General features: G+C 69.4%; 18 protein-coding genes. 6 read left to right on the top strand and 12 right to left on the bottom strand.

Annotated elements, in window-relative coordinates; translation table 11 throughout:
- Nucleotides 1-170 precede the first annotated feature (170 nt).
- Nucleotides 171-1,727, bottom strand: a complete 1,557-nt coding sequence (gene guaA / locus ACLJO0_RS09485; RefSeq protein ID WP_125788883.1) for a glutamine-hydrolyzing GMP synthase — start codon at nucleotides 1,725-1,727, stop codon at nucleotides 171-173.
- A 126-nt stretch (nucleotides 1,728-1,853) separates the two neighbouring features.
- Here guaA and ACLJO0_RS09480 point away from each other — a divergent pair, with 126 nt between their 5' ends.
- From ACLJO0_RS09480 to ACLJO0_RS09470, 3 genes are read left to right on the top strand one after another with little or no spacing between them, the layout of a single operon-like run.
- Nucleotides 1,854-2,384, top strand: coding sequence for a DinB family protein (locus ACLJO0_RS09480; RefSeq protein ID WP_410577594.1), 531 nt, complete (start codon nucleotides 1,854-1,856; stop codon nucleotides 2,382-2,384).
- A gap of 52 nt (nucleotides 2,385-2,436) precedes the next feature.
- Nucleotides 2,437-3,471 (top strand): zinc-dependent alcohol dehydrogenase family protein, encoded by a 1,035-nt coding sequence (locus ACLJO0_RS09475; protein WP_410577592.1) that lies wholly within the window; start codon nucleotides 2,437-2,439, stop codon nucleotides 3,469-3,471.
- Between the two features lie 19 nt (nucleotides 3,472-3,490).
- A complete protein-coding gene (locus ACLJO0_RS09470; protein ID WP_410577590.1) occupies nucleotides 3,491-4,936 on the top strand; it encodes an aldehyde dehydrogenase family protein in 1,446 nt (481 codons plus the stop codon).
- On the opposite strand, the gene ACLJO0_RS09465 is transcribed toward ACLJO0_RS09470, so the two are convergent.
- The 4 genes from ACLJO0_RS09465 to ACLJO0_RS09450 are packed head-to-tail and all read right to left on the bottom strand — an operon-like array spanning nucleotide 4,933 to nucleotide 9,263.
- Nucleotides 4,933-6,372 (bottom strand): FAD-binding oxidoreductase, encoded by a 1,440-nt coding sequence (locus tag ACLJO0_RS09465; protein ID WP_410577588.1) that lies wholly within the window; start codon nucleotides 6,370-6,372, stop codon nucleotides 4,933-4,935. The two genes, ACLJO0_RS09470 and ACLJO0_RS09465, sit on opposite strands and share 4 nt — an antisense overlap.
- A 37-nt stretch (nucleotides 6,373-6,409) precedes the next feature.
- Nucleotides 6,410-7,204, bottom strand: a complete 795-nt coding sequence (locus ACLJO0_RS09460; protein WP_410577586.1) for an ABC transporter ATP-binding protein — start codon at nucleotides 7,202-7,204, stop codon at nucleotides 6,410-6,412.
- On the bottom strand, nucleotides 7,201-8,259 hold the full coding sequence (locus ACLJO0_RS09455; protein WP_410577584.1) for a FecCD family ABC transporter permease: 1,059 nt from the start codon (nucleotides 8,257-8,259) through the stop codon (nucleotides 7,201-7,203). The genes ACLJO0_RS09460 and ACLJO0_RS09455 overlap by 4 nt, the downstream gene beginning before the upstream one ends.
- Entirely contained in the window at nucleotides 8,256-9,263 is a 1,008-nt protein-coding gene (locus ACLJO0_RS09450; protein WP_410577582.1) for a FecCD family ABC transporter permease, read from the bottom strand. Before ACLJO0_RS09450 ends, ACLJO0_RS09455 begins: the two co-directional genes overlap by 4 nt.
- Nucleotides 9,264-9,316: 53 nt before the next feature.
- Between ACLJO0_RS09450 and ACLJO0_RS09445 the strand changes: the two genes are divergently transcribed.
- Nucleotides 9,317-10,300, top strand: coding sequence for an ABC transporter substrate-binding protein (locus ACLJO0_RS09445; protein ID WP_410577581.1), 984 nt, complete (start codon nucleotides 9,317-9,319; stop codon nucleotides 10,298-10,300).
- A 157-nt stretch (nucleotides 10,301-10,457) separates the two neighbouring features.
- Here ACLJO0_RS09445 and ACLJO0_RS09440 read toward each other — a convergent pair whose 3' ends face one another.
- Together ACLJO0_RS09440 and ACLJO0_RS09435 are read right to left on the bottom strand one after the other, a co-directional pair.
- On the bottom strand, nucleotides 10,458-11,180 hold the full coding sequence (locus ACLJO0_RS09440; protein WP_410577579.1) for a maleylpyruvate isomerase N-terminal domain-containing protein: 723 nt from the start codon (nucleotides 11,178-11,180) through the stop codon (nucleotides 10,458-10,460).
- Between the two features lie 55 nt (nucleotides 11,181-11,235).
- Entirely contained in the window at nucleotides 11,236-12,942 is a 1,707-nt protein-coding gene (locus ACLJO0_RS09435) for a GMC oxidoreductase (protein ID WP_410577577.1), read from the bottom strand.
- Nucleotides 12,943-13,062: 120 nt separating this feature from the next.
- Between ACLJO0_RS09435 and ACLJO0_RS09430 the strand changes: the two genes are divergently transcribed.
- The gene (locus ACLJO0_RS09430; protein WP_410577575.1) at nucleotides 13,063-13,440 is read left to right on the top strand and encodes a hypothetical protein; all 378 of its coding nucleotides are present in this window, start codon (nucleotides 13,063-13,065) and stop codon (nucleotides 13,438-13,440) included.
- 120 nt (nucleotides 13,441-13,560) lie between these two features.
- Here the strand turns inward: ACLJO0_RS09430 and ACLJO0_RS09425 are convergent, their stop codons facing one another.
- The 3 genes from ACLJO0_RS09425 to guaB all read right to left on the bottom strand — a co-directional run bounded on the left by ACLJO0_RS09425 (nucleotide 13,561) and on the right by guaB (nucleotide 16,930).
- Nucleotides 13,561-14,694 (bottom strand): GuaB3 family IMP dehydrogenase-related protein, encoded by a 1,134-nt coding sequence (locus ACLJO0_RS09425; protein WP_125788875.1) that lies wholly within the window; start codon nucleotides 14,692-14,694, stop codon nucleotides 13,561-13,563.
- Nucleotides 14,695-14,866: 172 nt separating this feature from the next.
- Nucleotides 14,867-15,337 carry a DUF3574 domain-containing protein gene (locus ACLJO0_RS09420; protein ID WP_410577573.1) on the bottom strand — a complete coding sequence of 157 codons (471 nt, stop codon included), beginning with the start codon at nucleotides 15,335-15,337 and terminating at the stop codon, nucleotides 14,867-14,869.
- A gap of 81 nt (nucleotides 15,338-15,418) precedes the next feature.
- Complete coding sequence (guaB, locus tag ACLJO0_RS09415; protein ID WP_125788873.1) at nucleotides 15,419-16,930, bottom strand: IMP dehydrogenase; 1,512 nt, start codon at nucleotides 16,928-16,930, stop codon at nucleotides 15,419-15,421.
- Nucleotides 16,931-17,065: 135 nt separating this feature from the next.
- Here guaB and ACLJO0_RS09410 point away from each other — a divergent pair, with 135 nt between their 5' ends.
- Nucleotides 17,066-17,452 carry a DUF5319 domain-containing protein gene (locus tag ACLJO0_RS09410; protein ID WP_125788872.1) on the top strand — a complete coding sequence of 129 codons (387 nt, stop codon included), beginning with the start codon at nucleotides 17,066-17,068 and terminating at the stop codon, nucleotides 17,450-17,452.
- A gap of 114 nt (nucleotides 17,453-17,566) precedes the next feature.
- On the opposite strand, the gene ACLJO0_RS09405 is transcribed toward ACLJO0_RS09410, so the two are convergent.
- The gene (locus tag ACLJO0_RS09405; RefSeq protein ID WP_410577571.1) at nucleotides 17,567-18,511 is read right to left on the bottom strand and encodes an anti-sigma-D factor RsdA; all 945 of its coding nucleotides are present in this window, start codon (nucleotides 18,509-18,511) and stop codon (nucleotides 17,567-17,569) included.
- The gene (locus ACLJO0_RS09400; protein ID WP_037314832.1) at nucleotides 18,512-19,084 is read right to left on the bottom strand and encodes a sigma-70 family RNA polymerase sigma factor; all 573 of its coding nucleotides are present in this window, start codon (nucleotides 19,082-19,084) and stop codon (nucleotides 18,512-18,514) included.
- Between the last annotated feature and the right edge of the window lie 262 nt (nucleotides 19,085-19,346).

The raw sequence follows: 19,346 nt of genomic DNA, 5'->3' as shown, positions 1-19,346 counted from the left end.
TCCGAAGGCCCCGGCCCCTCGCCGGGGCCTTCGCCTTGCCCGCCCCCGGAGCGGAGGTGCCCAAGGGGCCCAGAGCGCAGTTAGCGGGCTAAACGCGATCCGGTCGCCTGGGTGCCCAGGGCCTGACAGATCGCGGTTTGCCCGCTAAACGCAAGTCGGACCGGGTGCGGTCACTCCCACTCGATGGTGCCCGGCGGCTTGGACGTGACGTCCAGTACCACCCGGTTCACCTCGGCGACCTCGTTGGTGATGCGGGTCGAGATCCGCTCCAGCACCTCGTAGGGCAGCCGCGTCCAGTCCGCGGTCATCGCGTCCTCGGACGACACCGGCCGCAGCACGATCGGGTGCCCATAGGTCCGCCCGTCGCCCTGGACGCCGACGCTGCGGACGTCGGCCAGCAGCACCACCGGGCACTGCCAGATCTCGCCGTCGAGCCCGGCCGCGGTGAGTTCCTCACGCGCGATGGCGTCGGCCGCGCGCAGCGTCTCGAGCCGCTCGGCGTCGACGGCGCCGATGATCCGGATGCCGAGCCCCGGGCCGGGGAACGGCTGCCGCTGCACGATCGTCTCCGGCAGCCCGAGCTCCAGCCCGACGCGGCGCACCTCGTCCTTGAACAGCAGGCGCAGCGGCTCGACGAGCTCGAACTGCAGGTCGTCGGGCAGTCCGCCGACGTTGTGGTGGCTCTTGATGTTCGCCGCGCCCTCGCCGCCGCCGGATTCGACGACGTCCGGGTACAGCGTGCCCTGGACGAGGAACTTGTAGTCGCCCTTGGCCTTGAGGTCGCGCTCGGCCTGCTCGAACACGCGGATGAACTCGCGGCCGATGATCTTGCGCTTCTCCTCGGGGTCGGTGACCCCGGCCAGCGCGTCGAGGAACCGGTCGCGCGCGTCGACGGTCACCAGGTTGACCCCGGTCGCGGCGACGAAATCACGCTCGACCTGGGTGCGCTCGCCGGAGCGGAGCAAACCGTGGTCGACGAACACGCAGGTCAGCCGGTCACCGATGGCGCGCTGGACCAGCGCCGCGGCCACGGCGGAGTCGACGCCGCCGGAGAGCCCGCAGATCGCCCGGCCGTCGCCGACCTGCTCGGCGATGCGCTTGACCTGGTCGTCGACGATGGACGACGTCGTCCACTGCGGCTTGATGCCCGCGATGTCGTGCAGGAAGCGGCGGAGCACCTCTTGGCCGTGCGGCGAGTGGTGCACCTCGGGGTGGTACTGGACGCCGGCGAAGCGGCGCTCGACGTCTTCGAACCCGGCGACGGCTGCACCGTCACTCGAAGCGGTCACGGTGGCGCCCTCGGGGGCCTTGGTGACGCTGTCGTTGTGGCTCATCCAGGCGGGCTGGTTGCTCGGGAGGCCGGCGTGCAGCACGCCGCCTTCACCGGCGACGCGGACTTCGGTGCGGCCGAACTCGCGGATCCCGGTCGGTTCGACCGTGCCGCCGAGAGCCTGCGCGAGCACCTGGTGTCCGTAGCAGATCCCGAGGATCGGCACGCCCGCGTCGACAAGGCCGGGCGCGAGGGCGGGGGCGTTCTCCGCGTACACGCTGGAAGGACCACCGGAAAGGATGATCGCGGCGGGGTCCTTGGCGAGGATGTCCTCGGCGGTGGCGGTGTGCGGGACGACCTCGGAGTAGACCTGCGCCTCGCGCACGCGGCGCGCGATCAGTTGCGCGTACTGCGCCCCGAAGTCCACGACGAGTACCGGACCGGTGGGACTTGGCACCTGAAACCTCCAGATCAGAGCAGTACGCTTCCCCACCATCGTCCCAGGTGGGCCGGGTCACCTCGCCGCCAACCCCCTCACGATTCAGGACAGCGGATGACCGCGAGGCGTCCTAACGTCCGGGACATGGACATCGACTGGAGCAAGGAACTCTCCGAACAGCTCGACTGGCATTGGACACGGCATCTGCGGCCCCGGCTGGACACCCTCACCGACGACGAATACCTCTGGGAGCCCGTCGAGGACTGCTGGACGATCCGGCCGGACGAGAACGGCGCTTTCACGATCGACTGGGCATATCCGGAGCCCTCGCCGCCGCCGGTGACGACGATCGCCTGGCGGCTCGCCCACATCGTCATCGGCGTCTTCGCGATGCGGAACGCGTCGCATTTCGGCGGCCCGCCCGCCGACTACCAGACCTTCCCCTACGCAGGCTCCGCGAAAGAAGCGCTGGAGCAGCTCGACGACGCCTACGCGCGCTGGCGCGACGGCGTCCGCGGCCTCACCGCCGAAGACCTCGCGCGCCCCTGCGGCGAGGCCGAAGGCCCGTACGCGGAGTACCCGCTCGCGACGCTCGTCCTGCACATCAACCGCGAGGCCATCCACCACGGCGCCGAGGTCCTCCTCCTGCGCGACCTCTATCGGGATCGCGTTTAGCGGGCTGAACGCGACGCGCCCATACTGGGGCCGGCCGAGGAAAGGACCCGTCTTGCGAGCGACTCTCATCTACGGCGCCGGCGACGTACGCGTCGAGACCGTCCCGGACCCGAAGCTGAGCGAACCGACCGACGCCCTCCTCCGGGTGGTCCGGTCCTGCATCTGCGGCAGCGACCTCTGGCCGTACGGCAGCATGCCCGCACGCGACCGCGGCGTCCGGATCGGCCACGAGTTCCTCGGCATCGTCGAGGCCGTCGGCTCCGACGTCACCACGCTCAAGCCGGGCGACCTGGCCGTCGCGCCGTTCGTCTACTCCGACAACACGTGCCAGTTCTGCCGCGAAGGCCTCCACACCTCGTGCCTGCACGGCGGCAACTGGGGCGCGAAGGGTGTCGACGCCGGTCAGGGCGAGGCCGTTCGCGTCCCGCAGGCCGACGGCACGCTGGTGAAACTGCCGCACACCGAGGACGACGACCTGCTCGCCTCGTTCCTCACGCTCTCCGACGTGTTCGCGACCGGCCACCACGCCGCGGTCAAGGCGGGCGTGAACGAGCGCACCACCGTCACCGTCATCGGTGACGGTGCCGTCGGCCTCTCCGCGGTCCTCGCGGCGAAGCGGCTCGGCGCAGAGCGCGTCATCCTGATGGGCCGTCACCGGACCCGTACGGACCTCGGCCGCGAATTCGGCGCGACAGACGTCGTAGCCGAGCGCGGCGACGAAGGCATCGAGAAAGTGCGAGAGCTGACAAGCGGCGAAGGCACGCACACCGTTCTCGAATGCGTCGGCACGAAGCCCGCCTTCGAGATGGGCGTCGGCGCGGTCCGCCCCGGCGGCACGGTCAGCCGCGTCGGCGTGCCGCAGTACGCCGAGGGTCCGATCGGCCCGTCGCTCTTCCGCCGCAACATCACCATCACCGGAGGCGTGGCACCCGCGCGCCGCTACATCCCCGAACTGCTCGACGACGTCGTCGAGGGCAAATACCAGCCCGGCAAGGTCTTCGACCGGACCATCGGCCTCGAAGAGGTCCCCGACGGCTACCGCGCCATGGCGGACCGCGAGGCGCTCAAGGTGCTCGTCAAGCCCTGACTGCAATACCTTCTTACCCATGGACATGATCACCCCGGAGCCGCGCCCCGCCTGGATCGCCGGACGCCCCGAGCAGGGCGCTTCGACGATCACCGTGCATCACCCCTTTGACGGCAGCGAAGTCGCCACCGTCGCGGTGCCCGGACCGGAGCAGGTCGAACGAGCGGTGAGCGCGGCGGCGAGCGTCGCGAAGGAGTTCCGCCGTTCCTCGGCGCACAGCCGCGCCGCGGCGCTCGACCACGTTTCGCGCGTCATCGCCGGCCGGGCCGAGGAGATCGCCGAGGTCATCACCGCCGAGAACGGCAAGCCGCTCAAGTGGGCCGACGCCGAGGTGCGGCGCGCGGTGTCGGTGTTCCGGATCGCCGCCGAAGAGGCCCGCCGGTTCAGCGGCGACCTGCAGCGCCTGGACACCGACCCCGCGGGCGAGGGCAGGCTGGCACTGACCCGGCGCCTCCCGCGCGGCCCGGTGCTGGGCATCGCGCCGTTCAACTTCCCGCTGAACCTGGTGGCGCACAAGGTCGCGCCGTCGCTCGCGGTCGGCGCGCCGATCATCGTCAAACCCGCGCCGCGCACGCCGTTGTCCGCGCTGATCCTCGGCGAGATCCTGGCGGAGACGGACCTGCCGGAAGGCGCGTTTTCGGTGCTGCCGCTCGGAAACGAGGAGACGTCGGCACTGGTCGCGGATCCCCGGCTGCCGGTCGTGTCGTTCACCGGTTCGGGACCGGTCGGCTGGTCGATCGCGGACGCCGCGCCGCGCAAACACGTCGTGCTCGAACTCGGCGGCAACGCGGCCGCCGTCGTCCTGCGCGACTGGCCGGATCCGGAAGGTGCCGCGGAGCGCATCGCGACCTTCGGCAACTACCAGGCCGGGCAGTCCTGCATCGCCGTGCAGCGCGTGATCGTCGAACGCGAAGTCGCCGAGGAATTCGTGCCCGCCTTGGTGGAAGCCGTGCGGGGACAGCGAACCGGTGACCCGTACGACAAGAACACCGATGTGGGCCCGGTCGTCGACGAGGCTGCCGCGGAGCGGATCGTCGCCTGGATCGACGAAGCCGTCGCCGCGGGCGCGAAGATCCTCACCGGCGGCAAACGAGAGGGCGCGACGGTGGAGCCGACCGTGCTCACCGACGCGCCACCGTCCACAAAGGCCTGGGCGGAGGAGATCTTCGGCCCGGTGCTCGCTGTGTCCATTGTGGATGGTGTCGACGAGGCTTTCGCTTCGGTCAACGAATCCGCCTACGGATTGCAGGCCGGAGTGTTCACCCGCGACGTGCATCTCGCCTTCTACGCGTCGACCGAACTCGACGTCGGCGGCGTGATCATCGGCGACGTCCCGAGTTACCGCGCGGACCAGATGCCCTACGGCGGCGTCAAGGGATCGGGTGTCGGCAGGGAAGGCGTCCTCGCCGCGATGCACGACCTCACCGAGGAACGGGTCACCGTCTTCACCGGCATCGACCTCTAGTCCGGGGTGACGGCCTGCGCGAATCCGAACACCTTGTCCGGGTCGTAGGTCTTCGCCACCTGCTTCAGGCGGGCGGCATTACCGCCGTAGTAGGCGGTCATCCAGTCGGGCAGGGCGGGGTCGATGTAGTTGACGTAGCCCCCGCCCAGCCCGAGCCCCGTCACCACTTCCGCGACGGAATCCGTTGCCGCGGAACGGTTGCGCGCGTCCGCCTGGCCGTAGATCTGCACACTGCCGATCGCCTTCCGATGCCAGAACGCGGTGGCGTCCGGGGCGATGTCGGCGACCGCGCCACCGAGACCGTCGACCAGCAGGTCCATTCCGCGTCTGCCTTTGAGGACCGACGTCAGCTTCGCGGGATCCGCCGGTTCTTCGAGTATCCGCGATGAGGCCACAAAGGACTGTCGGCTTTCACCGCCGGAGAAGTACTTCATCGCACCGAGATAGTCGAGCTGCTTGACGGACCGCGTAGCGCCGGAGAAGCGGTCCAGGATCTTGCCCAACGAAGCGGAATCGCCTACGTAGCAACCGGAAACGCGTGCGCCGACCGGGGATCCGCCGGACAGCACGACGTTCGCCCACAACTCCGGCGGCGCTTCGGGGAGCCAGCGTTGCCACTCGGCGAGGACGTCGTCCGCGCTGCCCGCCGGAAAACGCAAGGAGAACACCGAAACCGCCGACGGCGCCGGATCCGTGCGGAAGGTGAACGAAGTGACGACACCGAAGTTGCCGCCTCCCCCGCCGCGCAATGCCCAGAACAGTTCCGGTTCGGAATCCGCCGACGCCGTCCGGAGTTTCCCGTCCGCCGTGACGACCTGCGCGGACACCAGATGATCGCAGGTGAGTCCGTATTTTCGGGCGAGTACCCCGATTCCGCCGCCGAGTGTCAGCCCGGCGATCCCGACGCTGGGGCACGAACCCGCCGGCAGGCACCGGCCCGCGCCGCCGAGCGTGGCGTAGACGTTCTTCAACTTCGCGCCGGCACCGATCACGACCCGGTCCCCCTGAACGTCCACTGAGGACATACCGCCGAGGTCGATCATCAAGCCACCGTCGGGAACCGAGTAACCGGCGTAGCTGTGCCCACCACTGCGCGCGGCGATGGGAACTCGCCGTGCGGCGGCGGAAACGGCGGCCTGCACATCTTCAGGCTTGGCACATTTGGCGATGGCGGCGGGCTTGAGGCTGTCGAAGGCCGGATTGAACACGCGCTTGACGCTGTCGTAGTCGGAATCCCCCGGCAGGAGCAGGGAGACCTTGTTCCGCAACGCCGCCCAGTCCGGCGGGCCCGACGGCGACGAGACGCTGGTGCTCGGCGGCAAGGACGTGCCGGGAGCCGAACTGGGCGCCTGCGCGGGAGGCGCGGCGGAACACGCCGTCGCGGCCGCTCCGGCCACGGTCACCCCGGCGAGCTTGAGGAACGCCCTTCTCTCCATGCCCGTTAGACGCCCAGCGGGCGGGCAGGTTGCGGCGCTACCCCCGAAGGTGTGCGCTCACCGGCACGACCAGTGGCGTACCGGACACCGGATCGGTCATGACCTTCGCCGACAGGCCGAAGATCTCGTCGAGCAGCGGCTCGGTGAGGACCTCCGCTGGCGGCCCTTGCGCGACGATCCGGCCGTCCCGCATCGCGACCAGCTTGTCCGCGTACCTGGCGGCGAGATTGAGGTCGTGCAGCACCATCACCACGGTGGTCCCGCGTTCGTTGTGCAGCCGGTACACCAGGTCCAGCACGTCGATCTGATGCGCGAGGTCGAGGTAGGTGATCGGTTCGTCGAGCAGCAGCAGCCCGGTCTCCTGTGCCAGCGTCATCGAGATCCACGCCCGCTGCCGCTGCCCGCCGGAAAGCTGGTCGACGACCCGGCCGGCGTGCTCGTCCATCCCGGTCAGGCGCAGCGCCCGTTCGATCGCCTCGTCGTCGGAGGACGACCACTGCCGGTACCAGCTCTGATGCGGATGCCGCCCCCGCCGGACCAGGTCGGAGACGGTCAGCCCTTCGGGTGCGGACGGCGTCTGCGGCAACAGGCCGATGATCTTGGCGACCTCGCGGGTCGGCAGCTTTTCGATCCGCTCGCCGTCGAGCAGCACCGCGCCCTGCCGCGGTTTGAGCAACCTGGCCAGCGCGCGCAGCAGCGTCGATTTGCCGCAGCCGTTGGGGCCGATGATCGCGGTGACGGTCCCGTCGAGGACGTCGAGGTCGAGGCCGGTCACGACGGGCGTTTCGCCGTAGCCGAGTTCCAATTCCCGGGCACGCAGTCTGGCGTTCACGCGCGCTCCTCCTTACGGCTGCGGACGAACAGGAAGATCAGGTAGGGCGCGCCGAGGATCGCCGTCAGCACCCCGACCGGGAGCCCGGACAGTCCCGGCGTCACCCGGACGGCGAAGTCCGCGCCGACGGTCAGCAGCGCGCCGAGGACCATCGATCCGAACAGCGGCGGCTGCGCCGAGCGGACCAGCCGCAGGGCGATCTGCGGGGTGGCCAGCGCGACGAAGGTGATCGGGCCCGCGGCCGCGGTGGCGACGGCGGCCAGTGCCGCGGCGAGCAGCAGCAGGGTCCCGCGGGCGGCGTCGACCCGGATGCCGAGGCCGCGCGCGGTGTCGTCGCCGAACTGCAGGCCGCCGATGGTGTGCCCGGCGACCAGCGTGATCGGCGCGAGCACGGCCAGCGCCAGCAGGACCGGCGCGACCGATTCCCAGCCGACGTCGGCGAGGCTGCCGACGATCCACGTCGTCGCCCGCGCGGCATTGTCGACGTCTCCGATGGTCAGCAGCCAGTACACGAGGTTGTAGCCGACGGCCGACAGCGCGATGCCGATCAGGACCAGCCGGTAGCCGTCGATCCCGCGCCGCCACGAAAGCGCGTACAGCAGGATTCCCGCGATCACGCCGCCCGCCAGACCGGCGAGCGGGACGCCCAGTGTGCTCGCCAGCCCGCTGACCTGGCCGCCGGTGCCGCCGGCGACGATCACGCCGACCGCGCCGACACCCGCACCCCACGTGATCCCGAGGATGTCCGGGCTGGCCAGCGGATTCCTGGCGACGGTCTGGAACAGCGCGCCGGACAGGCCGAGGGCCGCGCCGACCCCGATCGCGGTCAGCGTGCGGGGCATCCGCAGGTCGAAGATGATCCCGCGTTCCCGCGCGGTGCCACCACCGAACAGCGTCTTCAGGACGTCGCCGAGGCCGATGTGCGAGGTGCCGATGCCGATGTTCAGTGCCGCGACCAGCACCAGCGCGACCGCCGCGAGGATCACGACGGCGAGCGTCCTCGGCCGGACCGTCCAGGCGGCCGGGCCGAGCGAGATCACCTTGGGAGCCGTCATATCCGTGCCAAGCCCTTCTTGCGGACCAGGTGGACGAACACCGGCACGCCGAGCACCGCCAGCATGATGCCGACCTCCAGGTTGTCCGAGGCGACGACGCGGCCGAGCAGATCCGCGGCCAGCAGCAGGATCGCGCCGAGTACCGCGGAGAACGGCACCAGCCACCGGTAGTCGGGGCCGCTGATCGCCCGCGCGAAATGCGGCACCAGCAGGCCGAGGAACGCGATCGGCCCGCAGGCGGCGACGGCGGCACCGGTCAGCAGCGTGATCGCGGCGACCCCGAGCAACCGCGTGCGCCCCACCCGGCGTCCGAGCGCGACGGCGACGTCGTCACCGAGCGCGAGCGTGTTCATCCCCGGCGTGTTGACGACCGCGAGAAGCAGGCCCACGGCCACGAACGGGGCGATCTGGCCGATCATCGCGGGGTCGCGACCGGCGATCGAACCGACGTGCCAGAACCGGTAGGTCTCCATTCCGCGGTCGTCGCCGAGCACGATCGCGGAGATGATGCCGTTGAGCAGGGCGCTCACCGCGGCTCCGGCCAGCGCGAGCGTCACCGGGGTGGCGCCGCGGCCGCCGACCGCGCCGAGCAGGAACACCACGGCGCTCGCGATCAGCGCGCCGGCGAAACCGAACCAGATGAACGCGTACAGGTCGTCGATGCCCAGCACGACGACGGCGAGGACGACCGCGAAGGCCGCGCCCTGGGTGACACCGAGCAGGCCGGGGTCGGCGAGCGGATTACGAGTGTGGCCCTGCATGAGCGCGCCGGCCGCGCCGAGCGCGAGGCCCGCCAGCACGCCGAGCAGCGTGCGCGGAACGCGTAACGAACGGACGATCAGATGATCCGGCACGCCGGCGGGGTGGAAGATCGCGTCCCAGACGACACCCAAAGGAATCGAACGCGCACCGAGGGCGATGCTCGCGACGCAGATCATAGCCAGAAGTGTGACGAGCAGGGCTCCCGCTGTCGGCTTCCCAACACGAACTTCCACTGTGGACATCCGCCATCCTATGCTCCGGTTAGGAAAGCCTAACCGCACAGAAAGAGTGGCCCATGACCCCACCCCGGCGCGCAGTCCTCGCCCTCGCCGTGACAGCCTGCCTGGCACTCTCCGCCTGCGGTGGCGGTGAACAGGAAGCCGCTTCCCCCGGCACCGGCCAAAGTGGATTCCCGCGCACCGTCGAACACGTGATGGGGTCGGCTCAGATCGAGAAGCAGCCCGCCACCGTCGCGGCACTCGATTCGAGCTACGTCGACGCCACGCTGGCGCTTGAGACGAAACTGGTGGCGTACACCAAATATCGCAACTACGACAAGCTGCCGGACTACCTCGGCGACGACCGCAAGTACGCCGAGGGCGCCAAGGAGATCGGTGCGCTCGAGAGCCCGGACATCGAGCAGCTGTACGACATCAAGCCGGATCTGATCGTTTCCGCGAAGGTGCGGCACGAGAAGTTCTACGCGGAGTTCAGCAAGGTCGCACCCACGGTGTTCAGCCAGACCACCGGCGCCACCTGGAAGGACAACATCCGGCTGCTCGGCAAGGCGCTGGGCAAGGAAGCCTTGGCAGAGCAAAAGATCAAGTCCTACGAGGAGCGGGCCCGCAAGGTCGGCGACGCGATCAAGGCGAAGCTCGGCAAGCCCGCGGCCGTCTCCGTGGTCCGCTTCATCGAGGGCGAGCCGACGGTGCGGCTCTACAGCAGCGCGTCGTTCCCCGGGACCGTGATGGCCGACGCCGGGCTCCAGCGCCCCGCGGGCCAGCCGGACAACAAGGCGAAGATCTCCAACGACCTCAGCCAGGAGGAGATCGGGAAGCTCGACGCCGAGGCGATCTTCATCGCCAGCTACACCGATGAGACCAAGCAGGCCGAAAACCCCATGACGAAGTTCCAGTCGAACCCGCTTTGGGGAACTCTCAAGGGAAAGAAGATCGACGTCAACGACACCACCTGGTTCACCTCGGTGAGCCTGCAGGGTGCGAACGCCATGCTCGACGACATCGCCAAGCAGTTCGGCGTGGACTCGTTCCGGAGCTGATCACGTCCTCTTTGGACGGTGGCGTCATCCTGTTCGGCGAGAGTTCGCCTTCTGATCACGCGAGTTACGCGCCCAATCACGTGAGTTCGCCGTTCAATCACGTGAGATCGGCTTTTCCGCACAAGAGCCGACGTGCGGGGATGGCGAACTCGCGTGATTACAGCCAGCGCGGGAGCGTCGGCACGTCACCGTCCAAAGAGGTTCCATCGCTGCGGCCGGTGACCCAGGCCAATACCTCGCCGCGGGTCCCGGTCAACGTCGTCAGTTCCCCTTCGCTCATCCGCCACTCGTGGCGATACCCGTTCTCTTCGGCGGCGACCAAGAGCACGGCAGGCAGTTCGCCGCCGTACATCCCGATGGCGTTGCCGACGACGGTGTCGAACTCGTCGCCGAGCAGATCGGCGACGCGGGCGAAGTCGTAGCCGAAGTCGAGGTCGGCGAGATGGATCGAGGTTTCGGAGAGCCGGAGCCAGAGCACGAACTCCGCCGAGATCTCACGCCCTTGCCTGGCTCGCACCCGGGCCTGCCACGCGCCGTCCGGCAGGCTTTCCGCGACCTCGACGAAGCGCGCGGCGGAGCCGACGACGTCCTCGGCGATCTCCTCGACGGACCGGTACGCACCTTTCTCGATGTCGCGGTCCCTGACCGTCTCACCGGCGTACATCGGCGTCTCGACGCCCGATTTCGCCCAGGTGAGCAGGTTGACCAGGCCGTCGGCGTTCCGCGCCAGGTGGGACAGCAGATGCGCTCGCGTCCAGCCGGGCAGCGCGCTGGGGCCGCGCACGGCCTCCTCGTCGATCCCGCGCACGACGCGCTCCCATTCGTCGTGCAGGGCGCGGACGCGGTTCAGCAGGACGTGTGCGCGTTCGGAAGCTGTCACATCTTCGAATCTACCGTCAGGTGAAGCCTGTCCGTTGAGGGTGGCGGCGTCCGGGCTAGCGCCGAAGCGCCGCGGGCGCGTCCGCCGGAACCGAGGGGTTCTTCGGTGCGATCGGTTCGAGCCGCGCGTACGGCGAGTCCTGTGACGGCCTGCTGTCCCGCTCACCCTTGTTGGGCCAGAACGAGAAGGCCCGCTCGGCCTGCGCGGTGATCGTCAGCGAGGGGTTCACGCCGAGGTTCGCCGTGATCGCCGAACCATCCACAATGGACAGGCCGGGGTAGTTGAAGACCCGGTGGTACGGGTCGATCACGCCGTTGTCGGGCGACGTGCCGATGGCGGCGCCGCCGATGAAATGCGCCGTCAGCGGGATGTCGAAGATCTCGCCCCAGGTGCCGCCCGCCATTCCGCCGATGCGCTCGGCGGTGCGGAGGTTGGCCTCGTGCCCCGCGGGGATGAAGCTGGGGTTCGGCTCGCCGTGGCCCTGTTTGGAGGTGTACTTGCGACGGCCGAAGAGCCCGCGTTTGGTGTACGTGGTGATGGAGTTGTCGAGGCTCTGCATCACCAGCAGGATCACCGTGCGCTCGCTCCAGCGGTAGCCGTTGAGCAGCTTCACGGTCTGGACCGGGTGCTTGACCATGAAGTTCACGGCCTGACGCCAGCGCGGCACCGCCGAATCGCCTTCGGTGGCGATGGTCTGGAGCAGGCTCATCGCGTTGCTGCCCTTGCCGTAGCGGACGGGCTCGATATGCGTGTTGTCGTCGGGATGGATCGACGACGTGATCGCGACGCCGCGGCTGAAGTTCCGGTCTTCGTCGACCGAGGTGCGGGCGGCGCCGATGATGGCCTCGGAGTTGGTGCGGGTCAGCTCGCCGAGGCGCGGCGAGAGCTTCGGCAACTTGGCGGTGTCGCGCATGCCGTGGAGCAGGTTCTGCGTGCCCCAGGTGCCGGCGGCGAGCACCACCTGCGCGGCGGTGAGCTTGTGCCGGAACTTGCGCGAGGTGGTCCCGGTCTTCTTGATGCTCACCTCGTACCCACCTGCGTTTAGCGGGCTAATCGCGCTCACGGTGGTGAGCGGGATGACCTTCGCGCCGTCCTTCTCCGCGAGGTACAGGTAGTTCTTGACCAGCGTGTTCTTGGCGCCGACGCGGCAGCCGGTCATACAGGCGCCGCATTCGGTACAGCCGGTGCGCGCCGGGCCCGCGCCGCCGAAGTACGGATCCTCGGCGCGCTCCCCCGGCTTGCCGAAGTACACGCCGACCGGCGTCGGGTGATACGAATCCGGCACGCCCATGTCCTCGGCGACGCCCTTCATCACGACGTCCGACGGCGTGACGCTGGGGTTGGTGACGACCCCCAGCATGCGGCTGGCCTGGTCGTAATGCGGGCCGAGCTCGGACTCCCAGTCGGTGATGTGGGACCACTGCGGGTCGACGTAGAACGGCTTCAACGGGCGGTACAGCGTGTTCGCGTAGACCAGCGAGCCGCCGCCGACGCCCGCGCCGGCGAGCACCATGACGTCCTTGAGCATGTGGATGCGCTGGATGCCGAAGCAGCCGACCTGAGGCGCCCAGACGTAGCGGCGAAGGTCCCAGGACGTCTTCGCGAACTCGTCGTCGGCGAAGCGGCGGCCCGCCTCGATGACGGCGACGCGATAGCCCTTCTCGGTCAGGCGAAGGGCGGCGACACTCCCGCCGAACCCGGAGCCGACGACGATCACGTCGTAGTCGAAGTCGTCTTCAGTGGTGGTGTTACTGGCAGTCACACCTTGGACTGTAACCTCGGCCACCACTTCTGACCAGAGGTAAGTTACCGGCCAGTTACCTTCCACCCGGATGCGCGAACGCGGCTGAGGCATCATCGATCGGTGGATACGGATGCCCCGGTGGCGATCGACCTGACGCGTGACGAGCGCACGGTATTGCGCTGTGGCCTGGCGGAATGGGGAGGACCGGCCGCCTGCACCGACGACCTCGCCGTCGCGATGGGCTTCAAGGACGTGCCCGACCTCTTCGAGCAGGCGCGAAGGTTGCGCGCGGCGCTGGCCGACGAAGAACCGCTACGCGCCTCGGAATGGTGCAAGACCCTGATCGCCACCGAGATCGTGTTCGCCAGCGACGTCTTCGGCTCCGGCATGGACTGGTCGATCACCACCGGCTTCGCGGACGACGAAACCCTCCCGATCCTGCGCGACCTGCAGCGAAAGATCGCCCGGGCGCTCGGCTCGGCCCACTACCACCCCCGGCCGCCAGAGCGCCTTTAGCGGGCTAAACGTGAAACAGGAGGGACGCTTGGGGCTGCTGTGACTCCTGGGGCACGTGAACGCAAAGCGGCCCGGATCGCGTTTAGCGGGCTAAACGCGATCCGGGCCGAGGAGCGAGCGTCAGCGGCGAACGGTAAGGCCGACCCGCTGGAACTCCTTCAGGTCCGAGTAGCCCGTCTTCGCCATCGCGCGGCGAAGCGCGCCGAAGAGGTTCACGACGCCCTCGGCGTCCGAGGACGGCCCGAAGAGCAGCGTCTTCAGGTCGACGGCGTAGTCCGGCCCCAGCGCCACGCGCGAACGCGGCAGCGACGGGTGCGCGGCCGCCGACGTCCAGTACAGCCCCTGCCCCGGCGCCTCGGAGGCGGCGGCCAGCGGCGCGCCCAGCATGACGGCGTCGGCACCGCAGGCGATGGCCTTGGCGATGTCACCGGACACGCTCATCCCGCCGTCGGCGAGCACGTGAACGTATCGGCCGCCGGTCTCGTCGAGGTAGTCGCGGCGCGCGGCCGCGGCGTCGACGATCGCGGTCGCCATCGGCGTCCCGATCCCGAGCACGCTGTCGGTGCTCGTCACGCCGCGGCTGGCCCCGTGGCCGACGATGACGCCTGCCGCGCCGGTGCGCATCAGGTGCATCGCGGTGCGGTAGTCGCTGACGCCGCCCGCGATCACCGGGACGTCGAGCCGTCCGATGAAGTCCTTCAGGTTCAGCGGCTCGACGTCACGCTGGACGTGCTCCGCGGAGATGATCGTGCCCTGCACGACCAGGATCTCGACACCCGCCGCGAGCAGGTCCGGCGTGAGCTCGGCGGCGTGCTGCGGGCTGACCCGCGCGGCCACCGTGACCCCGGACTCGCGGACGGTCTTGATCGCCTCGGACAGCAGGTCCAGCCGGATCGGGGCGGAGTGCAGTTCCTGCAGCTCACGCACGATCGCGGTCGGGTCCTCGGTGTCCTCTGCCGCCCGGACGAGGCGGAAGATCGCGTCCTCGACGTTCGGGTGCCGCGCCCACAGCCCTTCGGCGTTGAGGACGCCCAGCCCGCCTAGCTCGCCGACGGCCACCGCGGTTCCCGGCGACACGATCGCGTCGGTGGGGTGGGTGACCAGCGGCAGCTCGAACCGGTACGCGTCGATCTGCCAGGCGGTGGACACGACCGACGACGACCTGGTGCGCCGCGACGGCACGATCTCCACGTCATCGAGGTCATACGCCCGCCGCGCGGTGCGGCCCATGCCGATCTCGACCAGATCCCGCACGTCAAGTCCCTTCTCACCGACGACCGTTACACCCCATTGTCGCTAGGCCGCGTGGGTGACCTGCGCACGGGGCACCCGAACCGGGCCCGAAGTCACACCGGCCCCAGGTGCCCCACCTGTTTCACGTTTAGCCCGCTAAAGGCGCTCGGGTGGGGCACGTGGGACTCGAGGGTCAGAAGGAGACCTTCTCCACGGAGTCGGTCCGGAGGACGGATTCCTGCGAGAAGGCCTTCTTGTAGTCGGTCCGGATCTCCTCGATCTCGCGGTTCGCGTCGCGGTCGCTGAACGGGTACACGACGATGATCACCTTCGACTTCTCCCGCGAGATCACCCCGTCCGAGCCGCGCCACTGGCCGCGCCCGGTCAGCTCGGTGAACCCGTCCGGGAACCTCGGCGTGACGGCTTTGTCGGTGAACGCCGCGAACTCGGCATCGGTCAGCTCCCCGCCGCCCGGCTTCGTCGTCCCGAAGTACAGCTCGGTGCGCTTCCACAGCTCACCCGGTGACGTCTGGAGAGCGGCGGCCTCGGGTGCGGAAGGCGCGGCGGAAGCGGTGGGGACGGCGGAAGCCGCCACCCCGCCGCCGAGCCCGAGGGCAGCGGCGGCGAAGACGGCCAGCGCGGTACGCCGCGAAGTAAAGGACATCGGTTCCTCCCAGGGAGACTTGATCAGCGGACCAAGTCTCCCGAGAACGGAACCGAACACGTAAGTGTCCTAAAGGGCGGACTACCGGGTGGTGTAGTTCGGCGCCTCGACGGTCATCGTGATGTCGTGCGGGTGGCTCTCCTTGAGCCCCGCCGCGGTGATCCGCACCAGCTGCGCCTCCTGCAGCTCGGGGATCGTCGACGCGCCCGCGTAGCCCATGCCCGACCGCAGCCCGCCCACCAGCTGGTGGACGACGTTCGCGAGCGGCCCGCGGAACGGGATCCGCCCCTCGATGCCCTCGGGGACCAGTTTGTCCTCGCTCAGCACGTCGTCCTGGGCGTAGCGGTCCTTCGAGTAGGACTTCGCCTGGCCGCGCGACTGCATGGCGCCCAGCGAGCCCATCCCGCGGTAGGTCTTGAACTGCTTGCCGTTGACCAGGATCAGGTCACCGGGCGATTCGGCGGTGCCCGCGAGCAGGCTGCCGAGCATCACGGTGGACGCGCCGGACGCGATCGCCTTCGCGATGTCACCCGAGTACTGGATGCCGCCGTCGCCGATCACCGGGATCCCGGCCGGGCGCGCAGCCTGGTCGGCCTCGTAGATCGCGGAGATCTGCGGCACGCCGACCCCGGCGACGATGCGGGTGGTGCAGATGGAACCGGGACCGACGCCGACCTTGATCCCGTCCGCGCCCGCTTCAACCAGCGCCTGCGCGCCGGCCCGGGTCGCGACGTTGCCGCCGACGATGTCGACGGTGTCGCCCAGTTCCTTCTTCAGCAGCGCGACGGTCTCGACGACGGCGCGGGAGTGCCCGTGCGCGGTGTCCACCATCAGCACGTCGACCCCGGCGTCGGCCAGCGCCATCGCGCGTTTGTGCCCGTCCGGGCCGACGCCGACGGCGGCACCGACGATCAGGCGGCCGTTGGTGTCCTTGGAGGCGTTGGGGTACTGCTCGGTCTTGACGAAGTCCTTGACCGTGATCAGCCCGCGCAGCTTGCCCGCCCCGTCGACGATCGGCAGCTTCTCGATCTTGTGGCGGCGCAGCAAGCCGAGCGCGGCCTCCGCGGTGACCCCGACCTGCGCGGTGACCAGCGGCGGCTTCGTCATCACCTCGTGCACCGGGCGGGTGTGGTCGACCTCGAACCGCATGTCGCGGTTGGTGATGATGCCCACCAGGTTCCCGGCGGCGTCCGTCACCGGCACACCGGAGATCCGGAACCGCGCGCACAGCGCGTCGACCTCGGCGAGGGTGTCCTCGGGCGAGCACGTGACCGGGTCGGTCACCATGCCGGCTTCGGAGCGCTTCACGACCTCGACGGCGGCGGCCTGGTCGTCGATCGGCAGGTTGCGCTGCAGCACGCCCATTCCGCCCTGGCGCGCCATCGCGATCGCCATCCGGCCTTCGGTGACCGTGTCCATGGCGGCGGAGACCAGCGGGATGTTCAGGGTGACGTTGCGGGAGAGCCGGGTGCGGGTGCTGACCGCACTGGGCACCACGTCGGACTCGGCCGGCAGCAGCAGCACGTCGTCGAAGGTCAGCCCGAGCATGGCGAACTTGCTCGGGACGGGGGCGGTGACGCTGTCGCTGGTCATAGCAGGCGAACGGCCTTCCTAGCGGTGACTAATGGGGGCCGCCGTGGCTGTTTGCATCACGGCGAGGGCCTGCCCCTCATGATATCCGGGCCGGGCGGCCGCCCGGCCCGGGTGGGCGCCCGGTAGCGTGCAGGCGTGCCGCAAGATGCGTTGCCCCCAGACCCGTTCGCGGATGACCCGGACGACCCGGCCCGCGCGTTCATCGACGACGCTGACCGGCTCGACGAGCCGATCAGCGACGACGAGCGCACCGAGTTGCTGGCCGACCTCTCCGATCTCGCCGTGTACCAGGCGCTTCTCGAACCGCGCGGAGTACGCGGGATCGTGGTCGACTGCGGTGAATGCGACGAACCCCACTATCACGACTGGCATCTGCTGCGCGCCAGTCTCGAGCAGCTGCTCGCCGACGGCCGGATGCGGCCGCACGAGCCCGCGTTCGATCCGAACCCCGGTGACTACGTGAGCTGGGACTACTGCCGCGGCTTCGCGGACGGTGTCACCGCCAACGAGAGCGCCTACTGATCGCGTTTAGCCCGCTAAAGTCGAGCGACTTTAGCGGGCTAAGCGCGATCTGAGACGCATAAAGAAAGGGCCTGGTGAGAGCGATCTCACCAGGCCCTTCGGCGTTTCGGGGTGCTACGTCGTCTCGCCCGCGGCGGGCACCTGCGCTCCAGCGCCGGGCGTCGGCTCGTTCCGCGAGCCACCGGGATCGTTCCCCGAGGCCGGCGGGGTGGTCGACGTCGTGGGGGGCGGCGGTTCGCTGGACGACGTCGGCGGAGTCGGCGAAGGAGTCGTGGTGCCCGGCAGACTCGTGCCGGGGTTGCCGCCTCCTGGCAGCGACGTCGGCGGAGCGGTCGGCTGCGGGCTGGGCGGCGGCGTGGTCGTGACCGGAGTCTGCGACGGCGACTGCTGATCCGGCGGCAGCGGCTGCTGTCCGGGGTTCTGCAGCTGAGCACTCAACTGGCGGTGCTGTTCGAGCAGCTGGTCGCGGTTCTCTTCGTCGGTCACCTGGCTCAGCGCGGCCTGTGCCTCGTCGAGCGCCTTGCGCGCGTCGTCGAGACGTCCACCGGCGAGCGCGAGGTTCGCCTTTTCGAGATCGAGTTTGGCCGCCGCGGCGGCCTCGACCGACCGGGCGTGGTCGGCGTAAAGCACCTTGGTCAGTCCCCAGAGCGTGTCACCAGGCAGCGCGTCCTTCGCGGCGAGACCGGTACCGGCGAAGGCGATGGCCAGGACGGCCGCGGCGGCGGCCACCGGGACCAGCAGCCGGCGTCTTCCCCCGTGTTTGCGGGCGAGCGCGGCGGTCTTCACGGTGACGACGGCGGTGTCGACGTCGACGAGTTCCGCGAGCGGTTCGCTGTCGATGTCACGCCGCCAGGCCAGCAGCAGCGCGTTCAGTTCCTGATCGCCGAGGTCGTCGGCCATTTTCGGATCCGAGCCACCAAGGGCGTCGAGCAGCGCATCATCGGCCTGGACGGCCGAGAGATCAGCTGCGAACTCTGCTTCCGAGGGCGTCAGCCCTCTTTCGAAAGCCGTCAGTTCACGATCGGTCCCGGGGGAGAACCGATGGTCGCGATCGGTCACTCAGATCACCTCCTCAGCGGCCAGAACCTTACGTAGGCGCGCGAGGGCGCGATGCTGGGCCACCCGGACGGCGCCGGGGGTGGACCCCACGGCCTCGGCCGTCTCTTCGGCGGACAGTCCCACGACCACCCGCAGGACCACGATCTCACGCTGTTTGTCGGGAAGTACGCGCAGCAGCTGCGACATGCGCTCGTTCAGCTCGCCCTGGAGGGCGCGCTGCTCGGGGCCGACGCCGCCCTCGATCTCGTCGGGGACTTCGGCGACCGGCTCGGCACGGTTACGGGCCGCGGCGCGATGCGCGTCGGCCACCTTGTGCTGGGCGATCCCGTAGACGAAGGCCAGGAACGGGCGGCCCTGATCACGGTACGAAGGCAATGCCGTGAGCACCGCGAGACACACCTCCTGAGCAACGTCGTCTGCGGAAGCGAACGAACGCTCCTGCCTGCCAACCCGAGCGCGGCAGTACCGCACTACCAAAGGACGGATGGCCGCCAGCAACCGCTCGACCGCTTGAGGATCACCCTCAACAGCAGCGGCGACCGGCTCATCCAGTCCGTCCCCCACATTGGCCATCGCAGACAACAGTCCCAGTGTTACGTATAGGCGTGCAAAGAGTCCGGCGTGTGACTTCGGAGACCACTACCGGTGACAGCTACCGTACCGCCCGGGCCCGCCGCCTTCACTGACGGCCGTCATCGGCGCGCCGCCCTTCCGGCGAGCGCGCTGAACCCGGGTCTTCCTGGTCCCCTCCGCTCGTAGTCGAACTTTCAACGAGCCGGAACGCAGTGGGGTACGACGGTCCACCCTGCGGCGGACACGCTCGGGCCAGGGTGCC

This window comes from Amycolatopsis sp. lyj-108 (assembly GCF_046549005.1).
Taxonomy (GTDB): domain Bacteria; phylum Actinomycetota; class Actinomycetes; order Mycobacteriales; family Pseudonocardiaceae; genus Amycolatopsis.
This window is presented reverse-complemented; position numbering and strand designations above follow the sequence as displayed.

Excerpts from the sequence above, each read along its gene's own strand:
- ACLJO0_RS09465 (WP_410577588.1), bottom strand. The coding sequence starts at position 6,372 with ATGGAGAGAAGGGCGTTCCTCAAGCTCGCCGGGGTGACCGTGGCCGGA.
- ACLJO0_RS09420 (WP_410577573.1), bottom strand. The coding sequence starts at position 15,337 with ATGTCCTTTACTTCGCGGCGTACCGCGCTGGCCGTCTTCGCCGCCGCT.
- ACLJO0_RS09455 (WP_410577584.1), bottom strand. The coding sequence starts at position 8,259 with ATGACGGCTCCCAAGGTGATCTCGCTCGGCCCGGCCGCCTGGACGGTC.
- ACLJO0_RS09400 (WP_037314832.1), bottom strand. The coding sequence starts at position 19,084 with ATGGCCAATGTGGGGGACGGACTGGATGAGCCGGTCGCCGCTGCTGTT.
- ACLJO0_RS09480 (WP_410577594.1), top strand. The coding sequence starts at position 1,854 with ATGGACATCGACTGGAGCAAGGAACTCTCCGAACAGCTCGACTGGCAT.
- ACLJO0_RS09450 (WP_410577582.1), bottom strand. The coding sequence starts at position 9,263 with ATGTCCACAGTGGAAGTTCGTGTTGGGAAGCCGACAGCGGGAGCCCTG.
- ACLJO0_RS09445 (WP_410577581.1), top strand. The coding sequence starts at position 9,317 with ATGACCCCACCCCGGCGCGCAGTCCTCGCCCTCGCCGTGACAGCCTGC.
- ACLJO0_RS09470 (WP_410577590.1), top strand. The coding sequence starts at position 3,491 with ATGGACATGATCACCCCGGAGCCGCGCCCCGCCTGGATCGCCGGACGC.
- guaB (WP_125788873.1), bottom strand. The coding sequence starts at position 16,930 with ATGACCAGCGACAGCGTCACCGCCCCCGTCCCGAGCAAGTTCGCCATG.